At 33.0% G+C, this 23,900-nt stretch carries 24 protein-coding genes; 20 read left to right on the forward strand and 4 right to left on the reverse strand.

The window, feature by feature from the left end; translation table 11 throughout:
- The first annotated feature begins 328 nt into the window (after positions 1–328).
- From AACZ88_RS20340 to AACZ88_RS20350, 3 genes are all read left to right on the forward strand, one after another.
- Positions 329–532 carry an MbcA/ParS/Xre antitoxin family protein gene (locus AACZ88_RS20340; RefSeq protein WP_286827712.1) on the forward strand — a complete coding sequence of 68 codons (204 nt, stop codon included), beginning with the start codon at positions 329–331 and terminating at the stop codon, positions 530–532.
- Positions 533–795: 263 nt separating this feature from the next.
- Entirely contained in the window at positions 796–1,428 is a 633-nt protein-coding gene (locus AACZ88_RS20345; protein ID WP_339714519.1) for a hypothetical protein, read from the forward strand.
- Between the two features lie 287 nt (positions 1,429–1,715).
- Entirely contained in the window at positions 1,716–2,456 is a 741-nt protein-coding gene (locus tag AACZ88_RS20350; RefSeq protein WP_339714522.1) for a hypothetical protein, read from the forward strand.
- A 59-nt stretch (positions 2,457–2,515) separates the two neighbouring features.
- On the opposite strand, the gene AACZ88_RS20355 is transcribed toward AACZ88_RS20350, so the two are convergent.
- Positions 2,516–3,013, reverse strand: coding sequence for a hypothetical protein (locus AACZ88_RS20355; protein WP_339714525.1), 498 nt, complete (start codon positions 3,011–3,013; stop codon positions 2,516–2,518).
- 214 nt (positions 3,014–3,227) lie between these two features.
- On the opposite strand from AACZ88_RS20355, the gene AACZ88_RS20360 reads away from it, so the two are divergent.
- Positions 3,228–4,535 (forward strand): alpha/beta hydrolase-fold protein, encoded by a 1,308-nt coding sequence (locus AACZ88_RS20360; protein WP_339714528.1) that lies wholly within the window; start codon positions 3,228–3,230, stop codon positions 4,533–4,535.
- A 111-nt stretch (positions 4,536–4,646) separates the two neighbouring features.
- Here AACZ88_RS20360 and AACZ88_RS20365 read toward each other — a convergent pair whose 3' ends face one another.
- The gene (locus AACZ88_RS20365; protein ID WP_339714531.1) at positions 4,647–5,270 is read right to left on the reverse strand and encodes a LysE family transporter; all 624 of its coding nucleotides are present in this window, start codon (positions 5,268–5,270) and stop codon (positions 4,647–4,649) included.
- 38 nt (positions 5,271–5,308) lie between these two features.
- Entirely contained in the window at positions 5,309–5,593 is a 285-nt protein-coding gene (locus AACZ88_RS20370; RefSeq protein WP_339714534.1) for a hypothetical protein, read from the reverse strand.
- Positions 5,594–5,904: 311 nt separating this feature from the next.
- Here AACZ88_RS20370 and AACZ88_RS20375 point away from each other — a divergent pair, with 311 nt between their 5' ends.
- From AACZ88_RS20375 to AACZ88_RS20410, 8 genes are all read left to right on the forward strand, one after another.
- The gene (locus AACZ88_RS20375; RefSeq protein ID WP_339714537.1) at positions 5,905–6,807 is read left to right on the forward strand and encodes a mechanosensitive ion channel family protein; all 903 of its coding nucleotides are present in this window, start codon (positions 5,905–5,907) and stop codon (positions 6,805–6,807) included.
- 61 nt (positions 6,808–6,868) lie between these two features.
- Positions 6,869–7,087 (forward strand): Ku protein, encoded by a 219-nt coding sequence (locus AACZ88_RS20380; RefSeq protein WP_339714581.1) that lies wholly within the window; start codon positions 6,869–6,871, stop codon positions 7,085–7,087.
- Positions 7,088–7,946: 859 nt separating this feature from the next.
- On the forward strand, positions 7,947–8,867 hold the full coding sequence (locus AACZ88_RS20385) for a HAMP domain-containing sensor histidine kinase (protein ID WP_339714540.1): 921 nt from the start codon (positions 7,947–7,949) through the stop codon (positions 8,865–8,867).
- Between the two features lie 3,006 nt (positions 8,868–11,873).
- Entirely contained in the window at positions 11,874–12,077 is a 204-nt protein-coding gene (locus AACZ88_RS20390; protein WP_339714543.1) for an MbcA/ParS/Xre antitoxin family protein, read from the forward strand.
- Positions 12,078–12,279: 202 nt separating this feature from the next.
- A complete protein-coding gene (gene lgt, locus AACZ88_RS20395) occupies positions 12,280–13,122 on the forward strand; it encodes a prolipoprotein diacylglyceryl transferase (RefSeq protein WP_339714546.1) in 843 nt (280 codons plus the stop codon).
- Positions 13,123–13,149: 27 nt separating this feature from the next.
- Complete coding sequence (locus AACZ88_RS20400) at positions 13,150–13,977, forward strand: hypothetical protein (protein ID WP_339714549.1); 828 nt, start codon at positions 13,150–13,152, stop codon at positions 13,975–13,977.
- Between the two features lie 296 nt (positions 13,978–14,273).
- Positions 14,274–14,711 carry a response regulator gene (locus tag AACZ88_RS20405; RefSeq protein ID WP_339714552.1) on the forward strand — a complete coding sequence of 146 codons (438 nt, stop codon included), beginning with the start codon at positions 14,274–14,276 and terminating at the stop codon, positions 14,709–14,711.
- A 484-nt stretch (positions 14,712–15,195) separates the two neighbouring features.
- Entirely contained in the window at positions 15,196–16,236 is a 1,041-nt protein-coding gene (locus tag AACZ88_RS20410) for a helix-turn-helix transcriptional regulator (protein ID WP_339714554.1), read from the forward strand.
- A 505-nt stretch (positions 16,237–16,741) separates the two neighbouring features.
- Here the strand turns inward: AACZ88_RS20410 and AACZ88_RS20415 are convergent.
- On the reverse strand, positions 16,742–18,631 hold the full coding sequence (locus AACZ88_RS20415) for a tetratricopeptide repeat-containing sensor histidine kinase (protein ID WP_339714556.1): 1,890 nt from the start codon (positions 18,629–18,631) through the stop codon (positions 16,742–16,744).
- A 710-nt stretch (positions 18,632–19,341) separates the two neighbouring features.
- Between AACZ88_RS20415 and AACZ88_RS20420 the strand changes: the two genes are divergently transcribed.
- The 8 genes from AACZ88_RS20420 to AACZ88_RS20455 all read left to right on the forward strand — a co-directional run bounded on the left by AACZ88_RS20420 (position 19,342) and on the right by AACZ88_RS20455 (position 23,770).
- Positions 19,342–19,743, forward strand: coding sequence for a response regulator (locus AACZ88_RS20420; RefSeq protein ID WP_339714559.1), 402 nt, complete (start codon positions 19,342–19,344; stop codon positions 19,741–19,743).
- Between the two features lie 182 nt (positions 19,744–19,925).
- Positions 19,926–20,129, forward strand: a complete 204-nt coding sequence (locus AACZ88_RS20425) for an MbcA/ParS/Xre antitoxin family protein (protein WP_286827712.1) — start codon at positions 19,926–19,928, stop codon at positions 20,127–20,129.
- Positions 20,130–20,188: 59 nt separating this feature from the next.
- A complete protein-coding gene (locus AACZ88_RS20430; protein ID WP_339714562.1) occupies positions 20,189–20,497 on the forward strand; it encodes a hypothetical protein in 309 nt (102 codons plus the stop codon).
- 14 nt (positions 20,498–20,511) lie between these two features.
- Positions 20,512–21,120: a hypothetical protein gene (locus AACZ88_RS20435; protein ID WP_339714565.1), complete on the forward strand. Its 609-nt coding sequence runs from the start codon at positions 20,512–20,514 to the stop codon at positions 21,118–21,120.
- Positions 21,121–21,239: 119 nt separating this feature from the next.
- The gene (locus AACZ88_RS20440) at positions 21,240–21,578 is read left to right on the forward strand and encodes a cyclic-phosphate processing receiver domain-containing protein (protein ID WP_339714567.1); all 339 of its coding nucleotides are present in this window, start codon (positions 21,240–21,242) and stop codon (positions 21,576–21,578) included.
- Positions 21,579–21,762: 184 nt separating this feature from the next.
- On the forward strand, positions 21,763–22,302 hold the full coding sequence (locus AACZ88_RS20445; protein WP_339714569.1) for a hypothetical protein: 540 nt from the start codon (positions 21,763–21,765) through the stop codon (positions 22,300–22,302).
- A gap of 144 nt (positions 22,303–22,446) precedes the next feature.
- Positions 22,447–23,016: a hypothetical protein gene (locus AACZ88_RS20450; RefSeq protein WP_339714571.1), complete on the forward strand. Its 570-nt coding sequence runs from the start codon at positions 22,447–22,449 to the stop codon at positions 23,014–23,016.
- Between the two features lie 382 nt (positions 23,017–23,398).
- Positions 23,399–23,770, forward strand: coding sequence for a metalloregulator ArsR/SmtB family transcription factor (locus tag AACZ88_RS20455; RefSeq protein ID WP_258543737.1), 372 nt, complete (start codon positions 23,399–23,401; stop codon positions 23,768–23,770).
- The last annotated feature ends 130 nt before the right edge of the window (positions 23,771–23,900 follow it).

Below are 23,900 nucleotides of genomic sequence, written 5' to 3' on the forward strand. Positions count from 1 at the left end.
GTTACGAAACCAACATTGAATTTTTGTTATTACCTCAAGAATTTGAAATTATAGATAGTATTAATTTTTTTTCAAAAACAAATATCCTACTCTAAGCGGCTCTTTAAAAGCAAAGGTCTCTTCTTCCTAGGTTTTTATTCAAAAAAGAGATTCCAATAGTTGATGTGTTAAAACCAACTTGGAGATGATAATAGTGATTGACTCTTTACAAATAGCACCTTTTGTAAAGAGTTTATTGTTTTAGGTGATTTTTAGTATATTACTTAAAGGTTTAGATAAAGGATAAGTTAGGACACCACGTCGTTAATCATAACCATCAAATTAAAGAATGGAAAACTTAAAGAAAGAACAAATTCGATTAAAGGAATACGGCGAATCAGTTTTCGAGGATAAAACTAACTTTGAAAAGTGGTTAAAGACAAAGTCAAAAGCCTTGGGCGGGATAACCCCTGAATCACTTTTAAAGAGTGCAAGAGGCGTACAGAAGGTTATGTATGCTTTAGGAAGAATTGAACACGGTATCTTGGCTTAAAGTTCAAATAAAGCAAGAGTTAGGACACCATGTCGTAATTCGTAAAGTTCAAATAAAGGATTATTTAATATCCTTGGTTACATACTTTTCTATTAATTCTTACCTTGAACTTTATAAAAGATATATATAACCTATATCTCATACTGGCAGGATAAATAACATATGTTATTTATTTAATTGTTGCCAGTAATATAAACCAACATCCGTAAATGCAGAAATTTTTTAATATAATAATTATAATCTTTTCAATAATCCTCTGTCTGTTGTCATTAATAGCATTTCTATTTATTCATTTAGATTTAGCCAAAAGAGAGTTTCAAATTGACCTTCAAGGAATAAATAATTATTTTGAATCACTAACTCAATTTAAAGAACTTTTTGCAGGAACAATAACACTAATACTTGCATATTATGGATTGCAAAGGTTAAAAATGGCTGAAAAAGCAAATAGAGATAAAGTTAAGTTTGACCGATTTGCTGATTGGAAAAGCATAACTGAATTGAGAATGAATGATTTAAGAGAAAAAAATAAACTTTTTGTTAGAGAATTTAGCAGATTGCGTTATAACCTTTATAATGACATATATGAAAACAATATGTCGATAAATAATAAAGCAGAACTGGACTCAATTTATGACAAACATTTTCAGGATATCACACGGACTTTTGAGGAAAGTAACGAAAATTACAGAAATATGGGTGGTGTCTATCGAAATGAAAATTCCACTTATTTTTTTGACGATTTTTACTTCGTTTTTATTGGATGTGTAGATAATTTTTATTTTCAAATTTATCAAGACATTCGGAATAAATATATGGCAAGTTTAGACCCAGAAAGATTGATAGGAGAAGAATTGCACGACAGAGCCTATACTCGACACACAGGAATAATATAAATACTACTGGCAACAATTTACTGAGAATCAAACTTAAGACGTGTATAATTCATTACTAGTTATAGCCTACTTACGAAAGTCCTCGCGGACTTTCTATCTCTAATTTATTTGCTAACTTTATTGTTTTAACACGCAACGAAATCATACACAAAACCGTTATCAAAGTTCAAATAAAGGATTGTTTAGAATAGGTAAATACGCGCTTTTCTAATATTTCTTAACTTGAGGATATAAAAGATGTATGCACTATGACCCTAATTTGCAAGTAATTTGAAAACCAGCCAATAATGTCAGTAAGTAGCTATCAAAATAAAGTAAACCAAACAAATTCTCATATTGCCGATTTAATGAAAAGGCAGGTTACTGAAAGGAAAAAAGAAGTTGATTTGAATTCTAAAATCAATGATTTATCTAAAAAAGCTTTTTCATTAAAAAACCTTGCTACATTTCAAAGCTATCAAAGACAAATAGATACTAAATCTAAAGAATTAATTCGTGTAAGTGCTAAAGTTGCCGACTTTGAAAAAAAGCTGGCCGATAAACGAAAAGAGTTGTCCCGAAATCAGGATTCTTTGACAAAAGCCATAGATACTGCAACTAAAAAGAGACAAAGTAAGGAACTGAATTTTTTAAAGGAAAAAGAGAAAATTAATCGTTCAGAATTGAGCAATATTCGGAATCTAAACTCTGAAATTCTACGCCAGCAAAATATATTTGAAAATTACCAAGTTCCAGAAAATCTATTAACGGATGACGATGTTGACTACTCTCTAAAGGAACTCACAGAACTTCACGACCGAATTAACTCTGTGTTGGAGAAACTTGAAAAACTTGGTTATGGACAAGAAATAATATTTGATGAAATTGAGGAACTAAAATCAAAAAGTAAAAAAATTAGTAAAAAAGATTTGAAAATGATGCTTATCGGGAAGATTGTAAGTTTTGGAATGGGAAAAATCGACACGGATTTAGCTGCTCAAATATTTGAAGAAATTACGAGTGTGGATTTAACTAAACTAGGGGCTTAATCACACAACTATTCGTACCGAGTTATGGTGAAGGTTCAAATTAAGGATAGCTAATTCCATTATTGTAAAATTTCCCCTCGTATAAAGCCTTTAAACTGCCCATCGGAAATTGTAAGTGTACTATCTTTTATTTCAGGATTAGCTAGCATAGTCGCTCTTAGGGGCATTTTAAAACCACCTTCAATATATCTGTTTCCTTCCTCATAAGTTGAGATGGTAAATATACCATTTGAGCCATCTTCAATGGCGTATTGACTTATCAAAACATCACCGCCCAAAGTATTGTAGTAAATACCATCGAGGTCATTCAAGATATAGGATCCGATCCCGTCAAATTTTATTTTGGCGACCAATACACCATTATCCAGACCGTTCCCGACCGCTAAAAAGATAAGTGTGTCACTAGCAGTCAAAACGATTTCGGTGGATCCTTGCCATGTAATATCGGCTCTTTGGGCAATGAAATAGTTATTCGGAAAAGAAGGTTCCCCATCATCGTTTTTGTTGCAGGCCAAGAATAAGACGAATATTAAAAGCAAGACGGATTTAGTTTGCATAAAAGGTATTTTAGAAGAGATGTCAATTATTGAAAACGTTGCGTTACCAATTTAAAAAATAGACTCAAAGGTCATTTGTAACAAAAAGCTTTAAATAAAAAACCGCCTTCCCATGCTTGACGAAATTTCGTAAATTTAGAAGGAAAAAGTTCAAATAAACGCTGAGTTGTAATAACCTGTCATAAACAGTGAAATATTATAAGACGATAACGAAATGGAAAACCAATGCCTTAGACTAATTTTTAGAATTGTATTATTCACCTTTGTCACCTTGAATTCTATAAGTTGCAAAAAGAAAACCGAAAAAAATATTATTAATGAAAGTTCACTGGTCATAGGGCAAGTGGATAGTATATATTCAAATGTTTTGGGCGAGTCTAGGGAAATATGGATTTATATTCCTGAAAGCGCAAAAGAGAAATCAAATGAAGCAGCTAAGTACCCAGTACTATATTTGTTAGATGGACCTTCTCATTTCAAGTCTTTAGCTGGCATGGTAGATCAATTAAGTCTCGCCAGTGGAAATATGGTTGTACCGGAAATGATAGTAGTAGGAATAGCCAATACTAATAGGACACTGGATTTAACACCATCACAGGTCGATATCGACTTTATTTCGGGTGATAGTATTCCATATATCTCGGGCGGAGGAAACAATTTTCTTGATTTTGTTGAAGAAGAATTAATACCACACATGGAAAAGGCATACCCGGCATCTGGCTATAGAACTTTTGTCGGTCATTCTTTTGGAGGCTTAAGCGTTATCAATGCCCTTGTGACCAGACCTGAGCTTTTTAGTAATTATGTAGCAATCGATCCAAGTTTATGGTGGGATAACAGAGGGTTTCTTAATTTTGCCGATTCGTTATTGACAAAGAATAGGTTTGAAAACAAGAGCCTTTTTATTGGTGTCGCAAATACATTGGAAGAAGGCATGGACATTGAAAGTGTCCAAAGTGATACCGTTCCCGACACATATTACACTATACAGATGAAGTCGATAATGAAATTTGTAAAATCCCTTGAGTCCAAGGAATACAATAATTTATTATTTAAATGGGAATACTATCCGGATGATGACCATGGTAGTGTTCCACTTATTACGGAGTACGATGCACTACGTTTTCTTTTTCCTTGGTACAGGCTTGATGGTGTTAATGATTTATATTCCCAAAATTCGACAATGTCCACCGACGATATTTTAAAAATGATCAATTCACATTATGAGAATATTTCAAATAAATTTGGTTACAAGATTATCCCATCTGAACAGTTTATTAATAATATGGGATATGGATTCATGAACAACGATATGAATGAAAAATCGTTTGCATTATTTAATTTGAACATACAGAATTATCCTAGAAGTTCTAATGTGTACGATTCAATGGGGGATTGCTTTTTAGCCAAACAAGACTCTACTCAAGCACTAAAATATTTTACCAAGGCATTACAGGTAGGCAAAAATGATTTTTCTCAAGAAAAAATAGATATGCTAAAAAGTAAATTAAAAGCCGAATAGTACTTTGAGTTAAAATCAATTACAGTAAAAGTTTAATTAAACGATTATTTAATGTCCTCGGGTACATACTTTTCTGTTAACTTCAACTTTATAAATAAATTAGACCTACAATTATTCACTAAGCAAGTAAATTAGGTTACCTATTGCGACTACTCCCGTTAGAAATCCTAGAATCAGATCCATTCTCGAAGCGATGAAACTTAATTTATACTCAATTTTCTGGGCCAAGATTGCATATAGTGTATATAAGGTAAAAGAGCCTATTGTAGAACCTATAGAAAAGTAAAGTGCGTTTGAAAAATTATATTCGAAATAATCGATCCCAATTAACAATGATATAAAGGAAAAGTAAAACGGAATCGCCATCATATTCAATGACGACATAAAAATTCCGTAAAAATAAGATTTAGATTTAGGAATTTCTTTATCCTCTACTTTTTCTTTTGAAGTAAAATGGACTCTAAAAAAATTAATGGATAAGAGAAACAGAATACCTGTTCCTATTTGTTGAATTAAGGTAATATACTCTGAATTCTTCATCAAAACATTAGCAAAATAGGCACCTAAGTTCGCTTGAAAAAACAAAACGGTAGCATACCCTGCAATTATGTAGAGTGTAGCTTTAACACCATTTCTTAAGCTATACTTCACCACTGTTAAATTTAGAAAACTAGGGGTAATACTACCCAAAGAGGCAATGCAAAAACCTAATAGCACGCAAATAAGGAAATTCATAATATCATATTAAATAACAAATAAATGCATAAACTACTTTATGCGTTAATACGTTTCCTCTTATTTGTAACTCTTAAAAAATACGGCCTTTTCTGGTCACTATCGACCACATAGACATTGTTGTTTTTCGGGATTTTCTTAGCGAACTTATTAGCCAACTTCGATAACGATTTTGTTTTGGCAATACCTACTCCCACGGGTATTCCCGTATTTTTGAACAGCCCATTATCCTTTAATGCGCATTCATAGCGCTGCTTCCCTATCTCCTTCAAAAGAGCTTTTATGGAAGTGATATCACAATTTCTAAAAACTGTTTTGGACATTGTCCAAATTTCAGGATATATTCCAAATAAAGTAACTCATTTTCGAAAATATTATTAACAATGGAGCAGAAAAATAAAAACCACCTCAAGGCGAGATGGTTAATAAAATTCAACTAGTAACCCTCCAAACTCGTTGAAAAAATTCAAAAACTTATTTGATAATGTAAAAGTACAGGTCGTAAATAATAATAGGAAGTAAATTTTTAACACTATCAAGAATTTCCTGACGCTTATTCAATCAGGCTAATTATAAACCAATTAGAGTCATCAAGCTTCAGGTGACTTTCATAAATTAATCCAAATCTAACTTTATGACTTTTCTATTCATGCAAACCAACACTACAACTATTTCTGAATCTATATCATCATTTTATAATGATCTTATAGCACAGTTGCCCGGTATAGGTATTGGAATATTAATCGTGATATTAGGATTAATGCTGGGAACTTGGATCGGTGGATTCGTAAAAAGAAAATTAGCCGCTAGAACGGGAGACCCTCTAATGAGCAAATTTTTAGGGCAAGCCATAAAGTATGTATCCGTAATTATTGCGGTAATGCTAGCTTTAGAAGCATCTGGTCTTGGTGCCATTGCTACAGGTATTCTCACCGCGGCCGGTGCAAGTGCCGTTGTATTAGGTTTTGCCTTTAAGGATATTGGTCAAAATTTCATTGCAGGTATTATAATGGCATTCAGCAGACCTTTTGATGTTGACGACACTGTACAGATCGATGAAAATTTCGGTAAGGTAAAAGCATTGGAATTTAGGTATACCAAATTAAAGACTTTTGATGGTAAAGATGTATACATCCCTAATAGTGATGTGCTTACCAAACCTGTTACCAATTTTACCGAAGACGGATTTTTCCGTTGGGATTTCATTATCGGTATAGCATACGAAGACAATATTGAAGGCGCTAAAGAAACAGTTTTAAAAGCATTACGAAAAGAACCCAATGTTATTGAAGATGAAGAGCATGAAAATTTTGTCATTGAAGATGAACTTGCAACCAGTACGGTAAACTTAAAAGTATTCTTTTGGGTAGATACCAAAGACTTTAGAAGAATGGCATTGATTACTAAAGGTAACGTGGTAAGGAATGTGAAAGAAGCTTTAGAGGAAGATGGTTATTACATGCCTGCGGATATTCAGGAAATAAAACTATATGGTGGTGAAACAGAGTTCCCGATCAAAATTAGTCCTAGGGAATAAAGCTGTTTTCTAAAACAATTAAAAATAAAATAAGATTATGATATCATTTTAGAACGGCTCTATAAGCTTCGGATTAGTAATAATACCTACTAAACCATTTTCAGGTTCTGAGGATAGAAAACTTGATTCAGATATGCTAGATAGTCATGATGGGGTTAGAATTCACTACAAATGTGTCGATGAAGAAACGGGCAAGGAAGTAGCATGGAAAGATATTTTAGAGGGATACAAAAACGATAATATTTTTCAGAGGGTAGATAGCGGTTGGTCCGCTGCCTAATATTGTAAGATTAGTCAGGTCCAGCATATTAAGTGTTTTTTAGAGAATAGACCATCGTTTCACAGTTTCCAATTATTTATATATATTCGTAAGATTATTACATTTATTATCAACGAACTAAGGGTGATTGAGAGCGAATTTTTCGTTGAAACGAGAAAATATTTTTGAAACTTATATTTTTAATACAGAACCCTGTAGTTTCCTTATTCAAATTATTTTCGACATATCGAGGGAGATCAGAACTGTTTGTTTCGGGACGCGATCTGTCAAATCTTAAATAGCAAAGAACTGTTTTATTTGTTTGATGGCAGCCACTATTAATGCCAGTCCCCCTTGGTGCGGTTTGGGTACGGTTCGCTCATATACTTTTCAACGCGTATTGAAAAAAGTTGGATTTGTAACCACCATATCCTTGGTAATGGTAGCACTTATCTTCGCACGACCGTCAACCCAGCATCCCGTTGCTAATATCGTTGGCGTAAATCTTTTGAGTTCCCTTGGGCTATTCATCAAAAAGTTGAAAAAAGTGAAGTCTTTGGACCTATCATTATTTCAGAGGTAAACTGATTCAACCGTCCTTTCTAATTTTTTAAGAATTTAAAATTTCGTCTCCATGCCAAATACTTTTTTTGTCATTTCTATATCGTTACGGTAGGTTCACCGCCATTATATCATAATCGAATTTCAGTGTTCAATTTTTCTATCAATTAGTTCTTAAATATATATCTTTATATATAGACTGTGCTCAAGTTTTGACCTTCATGGTTTTTAGTTGAATTAGCATAAAACATTTGAACGGCGCTATCTGATAAACGGAAAATTTTTTTCAAGTTTTTGTAAATAACGTAATACGCAATTTATGGATGATATCGATAAAAGAATCGCCGAATTTATCCGTGAGAACAACGCGCTGATCTGTGATATTTCCAAATCGTTGGTCGAAGACCGGCATTTGATCAGCGCTTATGTTGATAAACTCGGCAACTGTAGCGAAAGCGAAGGACAGGTTCTGAATATACTACTTGAACGCAACGAAGCCCTTATGGAAAAAATAAGCGTTGCAGAAGGAACAATTTCAGGCTATAAGGCAAGATTGGAGACCAGGGACAGATTATTTTCACTGATAGCCCATGACTTAAAGGGCCCTGCCAACAATATTGTAGGTATCACCGATATCATCTCTAAATCTATCGAAGAAAAAAATTATGGTGAGATGGGAGCTCCTGTGGCCCTATTATCCAAGACGGCCTATTCGATGAAGTATTTACTTGATAATCTATTGATATGGTCCGGACTCCAAGTTGAAAGAATCCGTTTTACACCGAAGGAAATGGATATAGTACCGATAATACGTGAAAGTATCGAAATCGTATCGGCGAGCGCATTCTTAAAGAATGTTGTTGTCCACTTTCATCAACTCGAAATGCCCATTATAAGAGTTGATGAGTCCATGCTCAGCGTGGTTCTGATAAACATTTTGGCCAACGGTATAAAATTCACCAAAAATGGAGGCCTTATAAATGTGCGTACATTCAAATCGGACAATTATTTGCAAATTGCGATAAGTGACAATGGCCTCGGTATGGATAAAAAGACATGTGCCGGACTTTTTACGGACGAAACGACCATCTCTTCCCCAGGTACCGAAGGGGAACAGGGAACCGGACTGGGCCTCTCCATCTGCAAAGATTTTATAGATGCCCATGGCGGGAAAATCAAAGTGGACAGTAGGTTAGGGAAGGGCAGCCGTTTTACTATATCATTGCCGCTGCAACAATGAAATCTGTTGCCGAATCGTTACTTGTTCAAGAAATAGGACACTATGGTTAACTGCCGATTATTTAATTTTTAATGAGATATAACTCCATTAAAATTTTATCTGTGTTGGTAATAATCTGCAGATTTCCACCTTGTAGTAGAGGAATCAAACCATGATAACCGTGAGATTATTGGATGAACAGCTATCTGTGAAATTCTAAAATAGACAGCCAACGGTAAAGCATAAAAAAGGCCGGACCAGATGTCCGACCAGGTTAGCGTAGGATAACCAACTATTAACTATTTAAATTTACGAAATTATTTATAAAAGTTTTTATTGAAGTGTAATTGATCAGTTTAGATATCAATGGTTTTATATTTGGAAGTTGCGGTAACCACACATGCATTGCTCCATCAATAAAGGTATATGACAAAGAAATAACAATAAAGCGCTATCTATTATATGTTTTATAGTTTTCAACATCTCCTTTCGCAAGTTACTTGGGTCGATTATGTATTATATTTACAATAATTTCTCGAAGTAGGTCATTTAACCATATTTTAGTACGAATAGCGTTAAATGATAAAAGTAGCACGGTCCTGAGGTGTAATAATATTGAGTTCTAGATAACGCGACCTTATATAGTTTTTTAATACGAAAATCATAGTGCTCAGCAGGCATTTAACGTTAATGATATCTGAAAACGAACACATAACGAATTTTGTAAAACCGTTCCATGACCAGATATGATACTTCCCCATGATGCGTGAGATCAAGAGTGGTTCGTTGTAGGTGAGATAGGGGTTCCTCTTATTGAATTATGGAAAATGAGCGAGGACAAGACAAGAAATATTTAAAAGGGACCAATTGTAAAACTGGTCCCAACTGCATTATCAATTACACTATTCATTGGATTAATGAACTTAAAGATATAAAATTTTCGTACTTTAAAAAATTGTTTCCGTTAAATTATTTAATATTAGAGGTAAACAACTAGAGGATAAAGTTAAGATATCCACAGTCTTAAGCGGAATACAGTGATGAACATCAGAAATACCTTCTATTATAAATATAGAAAGGTAGCTGCTCAGGAGATTGATACACGCCCAGGTAATAAAAAAGCCAAACAGATTCCTTTAGTTGGATCATAGGAATATTTTAATCAATTTCAGTCTAAGGAATACGTTCTATAATCAACTCATGAATGTAGTCTCATTTATAGTTTTAGTATTTCTGCGGGCGACCTACAATATTATTTTAGATACATCTGAACATCCATACGTGTTTTGTCTTGATGATAATGGTCCGCTTGATATCATGAGAAGATGTAACTTAAACTTTTGATTAGATTATAGTACATGCTCAGTTATGTTAATATTAAATTTAGGTCCCTCATTTTATTTTAATAAAGAACGTATCTTTCGAATGGAAGATGTTTTAGATGGTCCTCAACATTTACGATTGCGAAATCTACTAAGTACTGTTTAAATAAACGGGTATAAGAAGAATTTATGGAAGTGGACGTAATTAGATAGTACTTCAAAATTACTTCATGCGGGTGAATTGAAAAAAAAAGGGACTTACTTTTCGGTAAGTCCCTCTATTATGTTCACCAAATTACACTAACCATTAATACATTATGGTGAACTATGGACGCATTATAAAGTTAATGAAAATTATCTTAGTCCCTTCATTTTTTTAACGGATGAGACCTCAAGATAGTACTCTGTTTAAATGTTTAAATCAGGTCATTACTTTGAATATCTTACTGAAAGAACGATTATCTAGCAGAATTAGAATTTATATCGATTTAATTAATGTTATGAACTATATCTCTTTGACCTATGTTCTCGGTATGAACCGTTACTGTCTTTAATAAGTGTAAGGTCCATCTTGGCTTTAACGGTCTACTTGAACAGAAAATTATTGATTCGCATCCTACAGGGGGTAAGCTAAATAACTTCGAGATATAGTTCGTTATTTCAATCTTGATCGATTTTATCAGGGGATTTTTTTGGTTCTATATTGAATCTAGTTCCAACACAAAATAGTCCATTGGTCTGACATAGACTATGACGGCTATCAACAGATTCATGGATGCATATGAAATAGTATATGTACAGGGAAATTAATTATTGCAAAAATATGGACGGATCACCGTTCGATTGCACTACCTGAAAGGAACAACTATATTGGGCAGTGTAGAATTTCCCGAAAATGGTATAAAAAAAAAGAACCTAAATGGTTCTTTTGTTAATTTAATCCTCTTTAAAAGATTTACGGGGGGGTGGGCAATTTGTGAACAAAATAAGGAAATTCTTTTATAGTAGGAGGAAAATATTTATGTTAATCCTTGTTATGCGTTACACGCTTGTATGAATGATGGTCAAATAATATTGCCAAGGTTTATTTTACTTGAAGGGACATTTTAATATTTACTAATTTTGTTTTATTAGTGGTCGGTAATGGTTAATACCTAGATGGTATAGATTTACTTGAGTACGTCTTGTTCAACAATCAGATAAAAATGGGCTAAATATGAAACCATTAATTATGTTATGTAGATTGCAGCTTGCGGACATGCAATGTTGACAGGTGGCCATAGTGAGTATAAAGAAAAAGATTTAATTTTCGAAAGGTAAAATCTGTAGTATATGAAATTCAGGGCATATCGGTACATCCACAGATTAACTTGGCGATCTTGAGTTTCTAAATAGATATTCCATAAAATATAGATTTATGGAAATTAGTTTGCGATAGAAGCTCTGGAATGATATTAAGAGGAATGATTATCGAAATTATTACTGGTGGAACGGAACCCACATCAAAAGACATCTTTTTCTCGGTAAATAAAAAGTACGATCTAAAACTTAACAGTTTATCTATTTCCAGAGAGAATTGGTCAATGGAAATGCTCTCATAAGCTCAAATAATTCAAAAGTTAGGACACCATTTCGTAATTCGTAAAGTATAAATAAAGGATAAGTTAGGACACCACGTCGTTAATCATAACCATCAAATTATAGAATGGAAAACTTAAAGAAAGAACAAATTCGATTAAAGGTATACGGCGAATCAGTTTTCGAAGATAAAACTAACTTTGAAAAGTGGTTAAAGACAAAGTCAAAAGCCTTGGGCGGGATAACCCCTGAATCACTTTTAAAGAGTGCAAGAGGCGTACAGAAGGTTATGTATGCTTTAGGAAGAATTGAACACGGTATCTTGGCTTAAAGTTCAAATAAAGCAAGAGTTAGGACACCATGTCGTAATTCGTAAAGTTCAAATAAAGGATAATTTAGGACACCATGTCGTAATTCGAAAAGCTAATTAAAGGATTGTTTAAAATCTGTAAATGAATTCTTCCTATCTATTTTCCTAACTTGGGCAAATAATAGTTGAACGCTTAAATTAAGTGCGAAATTTTCTCTAGCATATGGATGATGGAATTATATATTGGAATCTTGACCCTGAAATTTTTTCCATATTAGGTATTTTTCCGATACGATATTATAGCTTACTTTTTATAACAGGCCTTTTTGTTTCATTGCAAGTAGAAAAACGAATTTACAGAAAGGAAAATATCCCACTTGAAAATTTAGACAAGCTATTTATTTATGTTATTGTAGGAATAGTTTTAGGGGCGAGGCTTGGGCATTGTTTCTTTTACGAGCCCTCATATTATTTAGACAATCCATTGGAAATTTTACTACCAATTAGAAAAGTTGCCGATTCCTATCAATTTACCGGTTTTCAAGGGCTAGCAAGTCACGGCGGAACAATAGGAGTAATCTTAACAATTGTTATTTATTGTAGAAAATATAAAACCAAATTTTTATGGGTTTTGGACCGAATTGCCATTGTTGGACCAATTGTAGGTGCTTTCATTAGGTTTGGAAATTTTATGAACTCTGAAGTTTACGGAAAACCCACCAATGGCAATTGGGGCGTTGTTTTCCAAAGGGATGATTTGATACCCAGACATCCAACGCAATTGTATGAAGCATTTTCATATCTTTTAATTTTTGGAATATTAATGTTTATTTACCATAAAACAAAAGGGCAGGTGAATGGTTTGATATTAGGAGTCCTTTTAACACTGGTGTTTTCAGCAAGGATTGTAATCGAATTTTTTAAAGAGAACCAAGTAGGTTTCGAAGACGGTATGGCATTAAATATGGGACAAATCCTTAGTATCCCACTTGTAATGATTGGACTAATACTGATATTTACTCGAAAGATTCCGTCGCATAATAAAACCTCTATTGAAAAGCCATAGACCAGTTATTAAAAGTTCAATTAAACGATGAAGAAAGAAGATATTGATATTTGGAAAAAATCTCTTTCCATACTTACCCAGATATTTGTTCCAGCAATTGCCTCAACCTTAATATCTGACCCAAACTATGCGCAAGGAGCTTCAACGTTTGTTCTCCAAATGTTAAGTCTAGCACAATCCGAGGTTAAACAAAAAAGAGTTGAGTCACTAGTATTTGGTTTGGAAGAGTTGCTTAAGAAGCACGACCCAAATTTCAAATTCGATGAAGCAAATGTCCAAGAAGTTAGGGACTTATTGGAAACCGCAATTATAAATGCTAGCAGGGCTACTTCAGAAGGTAAAATAGAACGCTTACGAAGAGTCCTTATAGGTCATATAATGGAACCACAGCCTTTCGACTACACATCAAGATATCTAGATTTGGCTGTTAGACTTAACGATGACCAAATACAAATTCTTGATGTGTATTATCATACAGAAAATGAATTGAAACCTTTAAGGGAAGAATTGAGCACTATTCATAAAATTTTAAAAGACTCAGAAAAAATCGAACCCAAAATTTTTGGTTCTGAATCCAAGGCATCAGAGAAGGTCAAAAAAATATATAAGGAGAAAAAAAGCCTCACAGAAAAAACATTGGAAGACCTTCAATTTGATTTTGAAAAAAAGATTAATATTCGAAGACATAAAAATAAGGAATTTGAACCTGAGGTCTTTCAATTTCTTTTCAATGACCTTAGAGTTTTGGGATTGGTATATAATCCTTCGGAGGGTAGGATGAGTGACACAGGTGACCCTGCCTATTACCACTGTACGGCCCTAGGAATTGGATTTATTAAATATTTAGTAGGTTAAGTTGTTGTATGTTTTGTATCAAAAAAAACTCTCTAATTTTATCTCAAAACAAAGTTCAAATAAAGGATGATTTAAGACACCATCTCGTAATTCGTTAAGTATAAATAAAGGATGGGTTAGGACACCATGTTGTTATTCGTAAATTATAAATAAAGGATTCATCCAATAATTGGTAGTTAAATTATTGGTATTCCAATTCTCAAAATTGTTAAATTTATAGTCAAATGTGTTATTATTAACTTTAGATGATGTATATCTTCGTAACTTAAAGGAAAACTTCGCCTTTAAAGTTATTTATGGAAAATTCCCTACCTATAGGTCCTCTGGTATATGTTGATGACGATGAAGATGATAGGCTCTTCTTTCTTGAAGCAATTAATGAAATTTTCCCTGACATTAAATTAAGTCTTTTTGAAAATGGAGAAAATTTCATGGCTCAAATGTTAAATGAAATTTCTAATGCTATCATTCCAAAATTAATTTTTTTGGATCTGAATATGCCTGTGATGGATGGTTATGAATGTCTATCCGAAATAAAGAAACATTCAATTTTATCAAAAGTGCCTGTTATTATTTATTCTATTGCGTCATCAGAGAATGATAAAAATCGAGTAAGGAATTTAGGTGCAAGCAAGTTTTTAACCAAAGAACTGTCATTTAAGAAAATGATAGTTCAGCTTAGAAGCACACTTAATGAATTTGTCGCAGAAAAAGATTGTTGTTCAATCAATTAATTTTCGAAATATATTGAAGTAAAGTTTTGTTAATATTTTTAAATACACATTCAAAAATGATTGAATAGTGTTCTATTTATTTAGTACGTAACATTTGGTTCCTATGACGCATATTGAAAAAAACTTCTTTAAAAGACAGGTAAACTAGAAAACATTGATGGTTTTTTTATCAATAATATAGATTAAGTATTAGTTGTAATCTAAAACGTATAGATTGTCCGAACTTTGAGTAACAAAAAAATCTAGTTCGAAAACTATATTTGAGAACTTATCACTTACTGAAAGCCATGTATCAAAACAAGTTTACATTCACTATTTTTTTTCATATCATAAAATACATAGGAATAAAAGTCATTTTACAAGATTGTTTGCTTAACTTAAAACAAACTAATAAAATCAAACTTTTTTATATTCCAATACGGTAATTAACTCAGTTTTTTAATTAAAAATTATTGGTCGTATCTTCCATTCCATAAAAATAAGTATGTTAGCAATAGAAGTTAATTCCCTACCAATTAGGGAAGTCATGTCCGATATTTCCAAGGCCTTTAACACCACATTTAGTGTGAGTTGTGGCGAATACTTTTTAAATATTCCTCCTGAAATTGGAGAAGGTAATATTAAAGGAGTGAATTTCGATGGAGGAATGGGAATTTTACAATATGATTGCCTATTCAACCAAGATGTTGAGTTGCAATTCACCGTGAAAGAAGTTCATCCGGTCAAATTTCTATATTGTCTGGAGGGTCAATTGAGACATCGTTTTGAAGGCTCGGAAGAAGTACATGAAATTGACCAATATCAAGAAGCTATCGTTTCAAGTGATTTTCATAGTGGTCATATTTTAACGTTTCAAGCCCACATGAAGACTGTTATCAATAGTTTGGAAATCACCCGCAATGTTTTTCAGAAAAAGATAAAATGCGAATTGATTACCATGAATATTGATTTGCAAAATCTTTTCAATGATATAAAAGCAGAAAAATTATTTTATCATGAAGGATATTATAGTTTAAAATTAGCCGATCTTTTTAGGGAAATGCAATCGTTTGAAGGTAAGGATTTTATTAAAAAACTTTTCTTGGAAGGGAAAGCCTTTCAGATGTTAACCGAGCAAATTCTGCAATATGAGGATGATTCGTTCGATTCGTCCAAAAGAAGTATTCTTCGAAGAACCGAAATAAAACAAGTCGAGATGGCTGTGCATTTGATAAAAAAACAAATTTCAGAGCTAAATAATATTTCTGATATTGCTGGGGATGTAGGTCTGAGCCCAAATAAATTACAAGAAGGGTTTCAAAATCTATATGGGACTACTGTCAACAAATACATACAAAAAATTCGCTTAGATTTAATTAAGGACTTTGTTTTAAATACAGAATATTCCATGTCTGAAATTGCACATATGTCCGGTTTGTCCAGTAAAAGTTATCTCTCAAAAATTTTTAAGGAAGAGTATGGTAAATCGCCCTCTGACTATAGGAAAAATTTTCTTGAATTTTTACAGACGAGAAAATCAAAATAAATTGCTAAACGTAATATTTCAAGATTCTTTAAGTATATTTCAGAATATACAATTACGCAATTTCAAAAATCATTTTACGTTTGTCGGCAAATTGAAGAATACATATAACTTTTACGAGTATCTAGCTCTAAAATGTTATTTGATTAAGGGAAGTTGTTAAATAGCATAGATATTTTTAGAATTCAAATAAAGGATAAATATTGCAAGTGAATTATAAAAAATGGATCATTCGAGTTTTCGTAATCTGGCTGGGATTATATTCAATTTTCTGGTCGACTATTGCCTACGGATATATAGGTTTTCTAATTTCAACTGTAATTTTAGGATTAATAACAATATTTATAAATAGAATCCGAAAGTATAAAATGAATTCAAAGTTCAAGTAAAAGATAGGTTGGGACACTAAGTCATAATATGTAAAATTCAACTAAAGGATTTTTTCAATAGCAGAGGAAGCCATCAATCATCGGAGCCTCATTACTGCAATAGTTCTTTAAATGTAGAATTATATATCAGGCAACTTATGCCCAAGGGGAAAAGTTACCGTAATGTCGGTACCTTTATTTTCTTCACTGGCAACATGGATTTCACCTCCGTTTCTTTTAATGAACTCATAACTTAGTACAAGGCCAAGCCCACTTCCTTTTTCGCCCTCCGTTCCATTAATGCCTTTCGGTTTTTGAACTGAAAAAAGACTTTCACTGATTTCGTGCGACATTCCAACGCCCGTATCGGACACGGTTATTATAATGCGGTCTAAAGTTTGGACTACGGTTACCTTGACCGAGCCCTTTCTTGGGGTAAACTTAATGGCATTGTTGACCAGATTGCGGATAACGAATTCAACCTGATCCCTATCCCCGATAATATGGGGGTCGCCGGTAACCAAAGCTGTCAACTCTACCTCCTTGTTATTCGCAATTACCGAGAATATCTCGCAAATCTCATATACGGTCACTTTAAGAGATATCGCTTCTTTTTTATCCTTTATCACATTCATCTGACTTTGTGCCCATATGATAAGGTTGTCCGCCATTTTCAAGGTATTGTCCAAGGATTTGCCAAGTTCTTTGCCCATATCCTGTATTTCCTCCTTGCTTATGAAATCGATATGTTCAACCAGAACAGAGCTAAAGGATTTAAGGGAGGTCAATGGGCTTCTCAGATCATGTGCGACAATACTGAAGAACTTATTTTTAGTAGCATTAAGTTCCTTTAACTTGGCTTTCTGTTGATTTATGGTTGCGTTTCGAGATTTAAGTTTTCCATTGATGTTTTTCACCTTTCCAAGTACTATGACCAACGTAATCAGGAATAAAGAGCCGATCAGTAAACTTACATTCCGATTAAATATACTAGAGGCCTGTGCCAGATTTTCTTTAAGGAGCTTATCGGTGGTTTTGTTAAGATTATGAATGGAGGCCATACTTTTCGTGAGCCTGTTCCGATCTTCAAGTTGGACTCTTTGCAGGTCCTGGGAAAGTTCATCGTATTCATTGAGGTATAACCCTGTTTTCTCGATATTGTTCCGCTTTAAGTAGAACGTTTGCATTTCGCGATATACCCGAAGCAAGAATTTATTTAAATTGTATTTTCTGCAAAAAGCTTCTGCATTTGCCAGATATTCATATTCAAGGGCATTATTTTTTTCAGATCCGGCCATGGTGGCCAAGCGTATCAAAGCTTCTGCCGTAGCTACTTTTTGAGCGTTGTCCCCCAGTTCTTCCGAAATACTAATGACCTTGTTAAAATAATGGTCGGCCGAGTCAAGTTGGCCTTCATTTTCTTTTATCAGTCCCATTACCTTGTAACAACTTGACAGTACGGGGAGATTGGCAATTGAATCGTTGATGTTTATAGCCAATCTGGTAAGTTGTTCTGCCTTGGTAAATTCTTCGTTGTTATAATAACTCTCCCCGAGATTATGTGCACTGACCCCGATACGTTCCGTTATACCCTGCAGTGTAAAGGCTTCAAAGGATTTTTTATGATATTCTATTTCCTGTTCACGATTGTTCAGGCTGCGATATATATGTCCCAACGATATGTAGCAATTAGCCAATCCTTTTTTATCCCCACGATCTTCAAAAATATCGATGGCCTTTTGTATATATTCCATGCCCATAAAATAATTATCGTTCAAAGCATAGATGCTGGATAATATCCTATAACTATAGGCTATACCATCGATATCGTTGATGTAGGTCGCCAGTGTAAGAGCCTCTTCGGCGTATTCCAGGGATTTGATATTGTCGACGTAGGTCAATTCCCGGCTCAGGGTATATAAGGTATTAATCCGCTCTTTCTCGGTAAGCTCCGGTCTAGAAATGGAATATTGTAGTTCCTGGACGGTTTGAGTTTGAGCAAATAATGCATTGAGTATAAATAAAAGCAAGAAACATGCCTTAATGCATAGGGGGGGGGATTTCATACTTGCGAGGGTGTTGTAAGATATTAATTATTGAACGTTATAGTTTTAAATTTATTATAGCGTTTAAAATCAGGTGATTATTTTAATTTTGAAAGGGATTATTGGATAATGAGCCAAATAATTAAATGGATACACTTCATTCAAATTTAATATGCAATAATTGAAATTTACCTATTTTAGATAAATCTTTTAACAAAATTTCTGCACATTGCAATTTAGAACTTTTAATATACTTATTTTTATAATGTACGAATTTTAGTGTATATTAATGTAAGGGGAATACTGCCAATTTCTTTAAAAATATCTGCAACCTAATTTATAAGATAGCAAAGGACACGATATTTCATAATTATAACTTGATTCTATTCTACAGAACCTGATGAGCGATAGTATAAAATATTACAGTCTTAAACATCCATTGAGAATATCCAAGATTAATGAATAAAAGCAAAGAATTATTCTAGCATATGCCCATATTAGTATGGAATTGGATGTGGGTATACATGGTGTCTGGCTATTTAGTCCAAGCTAATTATCCCATAGTGATTCTGTTTTCGAAGACATGTGGTTTTATAGGACCGTCATACGTGGAGTCGCTGGCAGGAAGTATCCTTGCCTTTGGGGACGCCAAATAAGGAAAGATATTTTGGGGCCGAATTTTAAAAAGAGAATATATGTCAAAATTATTGATAAGTATTATAGACGATGATGAGTTATATAAGTATGCGCTGAGGAGAATGCTAAGAAAGCTGGAAATAAATGACTTAGATATCATAGAATTTTCTAATGGTGTACAAGCCATCGATTTTTATAATAAGCGAATAATGGAAGGGGGAGAACTTCCAGATGTCATTTTCCTTGATATCAATATGCCCTTGATGGACGGGTTTCAATTCATGATAGAGTATAAAGGTTTAAAAGATAAACTTGATAAAATTGCGGAGATTTATATGTGTTCCTCGTCGATAAACACTAACGATGTGCAAAATGCCGAGGAAATCGAGGAAATTACCGAGTACATCACAAAGCCGTTCAAATTTGAAAAGATCCATGAAATATTAATTACGGTAAAATGATGTATTACCGAGATTGGTAAAATATGATTGCTACCAATCGCAGAATAATCGTGAAAAGTCTAATGATATAAAATTAGATTAAGAATAAATGAAGAATTAGGATTCCATGTTGTAATCCTTAAAGTTCAAATAAAGGATAAGTTAGGACACCACGTCGTTAATCATAACCATCAAATTAAAGAATGGAAAACTTAAAGAAAGAACAAATTCGATTAAAGGAATACGGCGAATCAGTTTTCGAGGATAAAACTAACTTTGAAAAGTGGTTAAAGACAAAGTCAAAAGCCTTGGGCGGGATAACCCCTGAATCACTTTTAAAGAGTGCAAGAGGCGTACAGAAGGTTATGTATGCTTTAGGAAGAATTGAACACGGTATCTTGGCTTAAAGTTCAAATAAAGCAAGAGTTAGGACACCATGTCGTAATTCGTAAAGTTTAATAAAAGGATGAGTCGTATAAAAACTAACATAAGAATAGAAAGTGAAGATGGTGGAAATTTCGGGTACTTCATGGAAAGAGAGGACTTATACTCAAAATTGAGCGGGATTAAAGATATTAATGATGACATGGAGTTCATAGAAATTGGAGATAAAATCCAACTAAATGAACATACTCTTATGGTTAAAAATATCCATTTAGAATTTGCACCCGTGGATCTTAATACTAGACATATTGAAAAAACAGAAGATACAATGCCATCGAATTTTAGGATTGAAGTTGTACTTACGGTAGACAATATTCCATTGGAAATATAAAGTATAGTTAAAGGATGAAGAAGATATTTATAATTTTTATTACTGTCTCCTTTTGTTCGTGTGCAGGAGGAAAATACAACTATCTGTTTGATACAGGTAAGGAGTTGGACTTCAGCCAGGGAAAATGGATTTTAAACAGGACAGAATCAAATTCCAAGGTCTTCGACCAAGAATTGAATACCACTGCTTACAATGAATTTAAAGAAATAATTGGCGATTCTTTATTTGAGTTAAATACCTTAAGGGCAAACAAATTAATTTCTCCAAAGATCGGATTTGAACTTAATGAGAATGAACTACAACAAATTGGAAAAGAATCCGAATGTGACTACCTAATAAATATTCGGGGCAGTATAGTTAGTAATGGGGCAGGAACATTATCATACAATTCTGGAGATGGGTTTTACAGTGCCAGTAATCAATCTTCCGTATTTATTTTAATTTATGATTTGAAAAGCGGCATAATTATTTCTTCATCCCAGGCATTTGGAAAAGCTACCGAGGAAAATTCTCATTTTGATAATGAAAATAGAGTTCCTTCTTTTCATAGTAGTGCTGAAACACTAATGGTGAAAGCTGCTAAAAATTTAATCAAGAAATATGGTCGGAACCGCTTGGATTAATAGTCAGGTTCAAATAAAGAATGAGTTAAGACATCATGTAGTAATTCGTAAAGTTCAAATAAAGGATGAGTTAGGACACCATGTCGTAATTTGAAGAGTGTAAATAAAAGTTATAAAAATTGAAGAAGTTATTCTTAGATGATGTAAGAACTATTGAAATGGTATATGATAAAACAGCGGAATCTGAGTTCGATATTGTTCGCACTTATCATGAATTTGTTGGATACATAGAAAAAAATGGACTTCCAAATTATATAAGTTTCGACAATGATCTTGGATTAGGTGAAGATGGCCAAGTTGCCCCAGACGGATTAGCCGCAGCGAAATGGCTTGTCTATAAATCTGGACTAGACTTAAGAAATCTAAATTTTAAAGTTCATTCTGCAAATCCAGTTGCAGCTGAACAAATAAAGGGGCTTTTGAATAACTATATAAAACATTTAAGGAAGGAAGATTAATACCAAAGTTCAAATAAAGGATTATTTAATATCCTTGGTTACATACTTTTCTATTAATTATTAACTTGAACTTTATAAAAGATATATTTAACATATGTTATATATATCTCGTATTGGAAGGATATATAACATATGTTATATATTTAATTGTTGTACTCAATTAATTTATGCCACTCAAACCTTAATGAATTACGATAAACTCAAAAGATTATTTATAAATAAAATTGAAAACGAAGAAGGGATTAAACTTAAGCCATCTGAAGTAAAATTCTTAATTGAACAAAATAGCAATGATCCTAATGAATACATTAAAATAAGAACTTTAGTTTTTAATCAAGAGTTTGGACTGGGCTATATTGATCAAAATTCCACAGAATCGGATTACATTAAAGATTGTTTTTCTAGATTACATGACTATGATACTGATTCTCCAAAATGGCATATTTGGGGTTTAAAAGTAGCTGAATTAGAAGATTTGTATTCCAATCAGCTGAAAGAATTAAAAGAGTTCATATCGTCATCGAAATTCACATTAAATAGTGAAAATATAATAATTGACATAAGTGATGTTCCATCCGAACTTGACTTTAATGGTTTAAGAAAATATGCTCTTTATGTAGTTCATAACTACGAGAATATTTTAGAAAAAGAAATTGACATCTATAATTATAATCGCGATTTGACAATAGAAGTAATTGAAGAACTTAAAAATAAAATTAACTAAGTACAACAACGTGTATAACTAATTGCGGTATGATGGCTAAGAGCAGGATCTTTTCTTACAATTTACTATATTGTTACTGCGGAAAATAAATCGTGTACTTTCCCGCAACTAAATCATACACAAACACGTTACCACACATTTTGAATGAAATTTATACTACCACTATTTATTATAACAATTAATTGCTACTCTCAGCATACGGAGAGATTCAATGAACTGGTAAAAACCATCAAAAAAGATAGTGTAAAACAGGACTCTTTATTTTTTAAAAATGGAGACATTGAATTTCTAGCTGAAAAATCATTTTATACCTTTAATGAAGAAGCAGTTATGACATATTCTGGAGAAACAAAAACCTATTATGCAAGCGGAATTGTAGCTCGTCACGATATGCAAGATGATTTTGGACATTGGATATGGTCCAAATATTATAATCGCAAAGGAATTTTAACTAAGGAATGGATAACTACCGAAATAGACACAAGAGCTAAAAACATAGAAGAGTTTTTTAAATCTCGATTTCATATCGATTTTAAAAGAACTATCAAACATTACAAGTATTCAAAAAAGACTGACGGACGTTATCCTTGTAAAATCGAATATTTGACATCAACCGATAATATTGATGGAGGGAAAATTGAATTTCTAAATGCAAATGGAGATGTTAAAAGGACAAAAATATTAAAAAACAAAGTGGTAAAAAACGTGTGGTAACAATACCTAAACGTAATGCGGACTTTAGGGCAAAACCGAAAGGTCTGCGTATATTTATGAAGTCGCTAAATCTTATGGTTTTAGCTTTAGACAAGAAAAGAAAAAACTAATCAATAAGCTTTAGCTTCGTGCTCAGACGGAAACGAAAAGTTTCCTTGCCTCCGCACTACGCTTAGCCGTGACGTTACCCACAAGCTGAAAACCAGCCGCATATTTTAGCACTTTCGGTTTTTCCCAACACATAAATCCAACGCTCTAAAAACCAAAAGAGCTAAAACTTTCCCAAAATTCGTAATTATGTATTTAAGTATTTGCTTAAATACATAATTAATTATATGTTTGTACAACAAAGCAAATAACTTTAATAAAAATATATACACAAATGAAATTAGAAATAACCTGTACAAGAGCGGAAGCCAACCATAAGCAGTTACAAAACTGTATGGAGGCATTGGATAATATGGAAGGGAGTTTTCAAAAAATGACAAAACTTTTATCAATTGCAGGAAGCGATGTAAGATTGAGAATTCTTTATTTATTGAATTTAGAAAATGAACTATGTCCTTGTGATTTAGCAGATATACTAAAAATGAGTGTTCCTGCGATCTCACAACATATACGTAAAATCAAAGATGCAGGAATAATCAATTCAAGACGAGATGGTCAAACACTTTATTATTCATTAAATAAAGATGAAACAGAGATATTTAGTAGCATTTTTAAATCTATCGAATTAATTAGAAAAACAGCATAATTTATAAAGAAATGAAAACAGAAAAAACATCAAAAAATGCAGCATACACAGGTTTATTTGCTGCTGTAGCAGCATCATCTTGTTGCATACCACCTGTTATAGCATTAATAGCTGGCGTTGGAGGAAGTGC

It is taken from the genome of uncultured Kriegella sp. (assembly GCF_963975415.1).
Lineage (GTDB): Bacteria > Bacteroidota > Bacteroidia > Flavobacteriales > Flavobacteriaceae > Kriegella.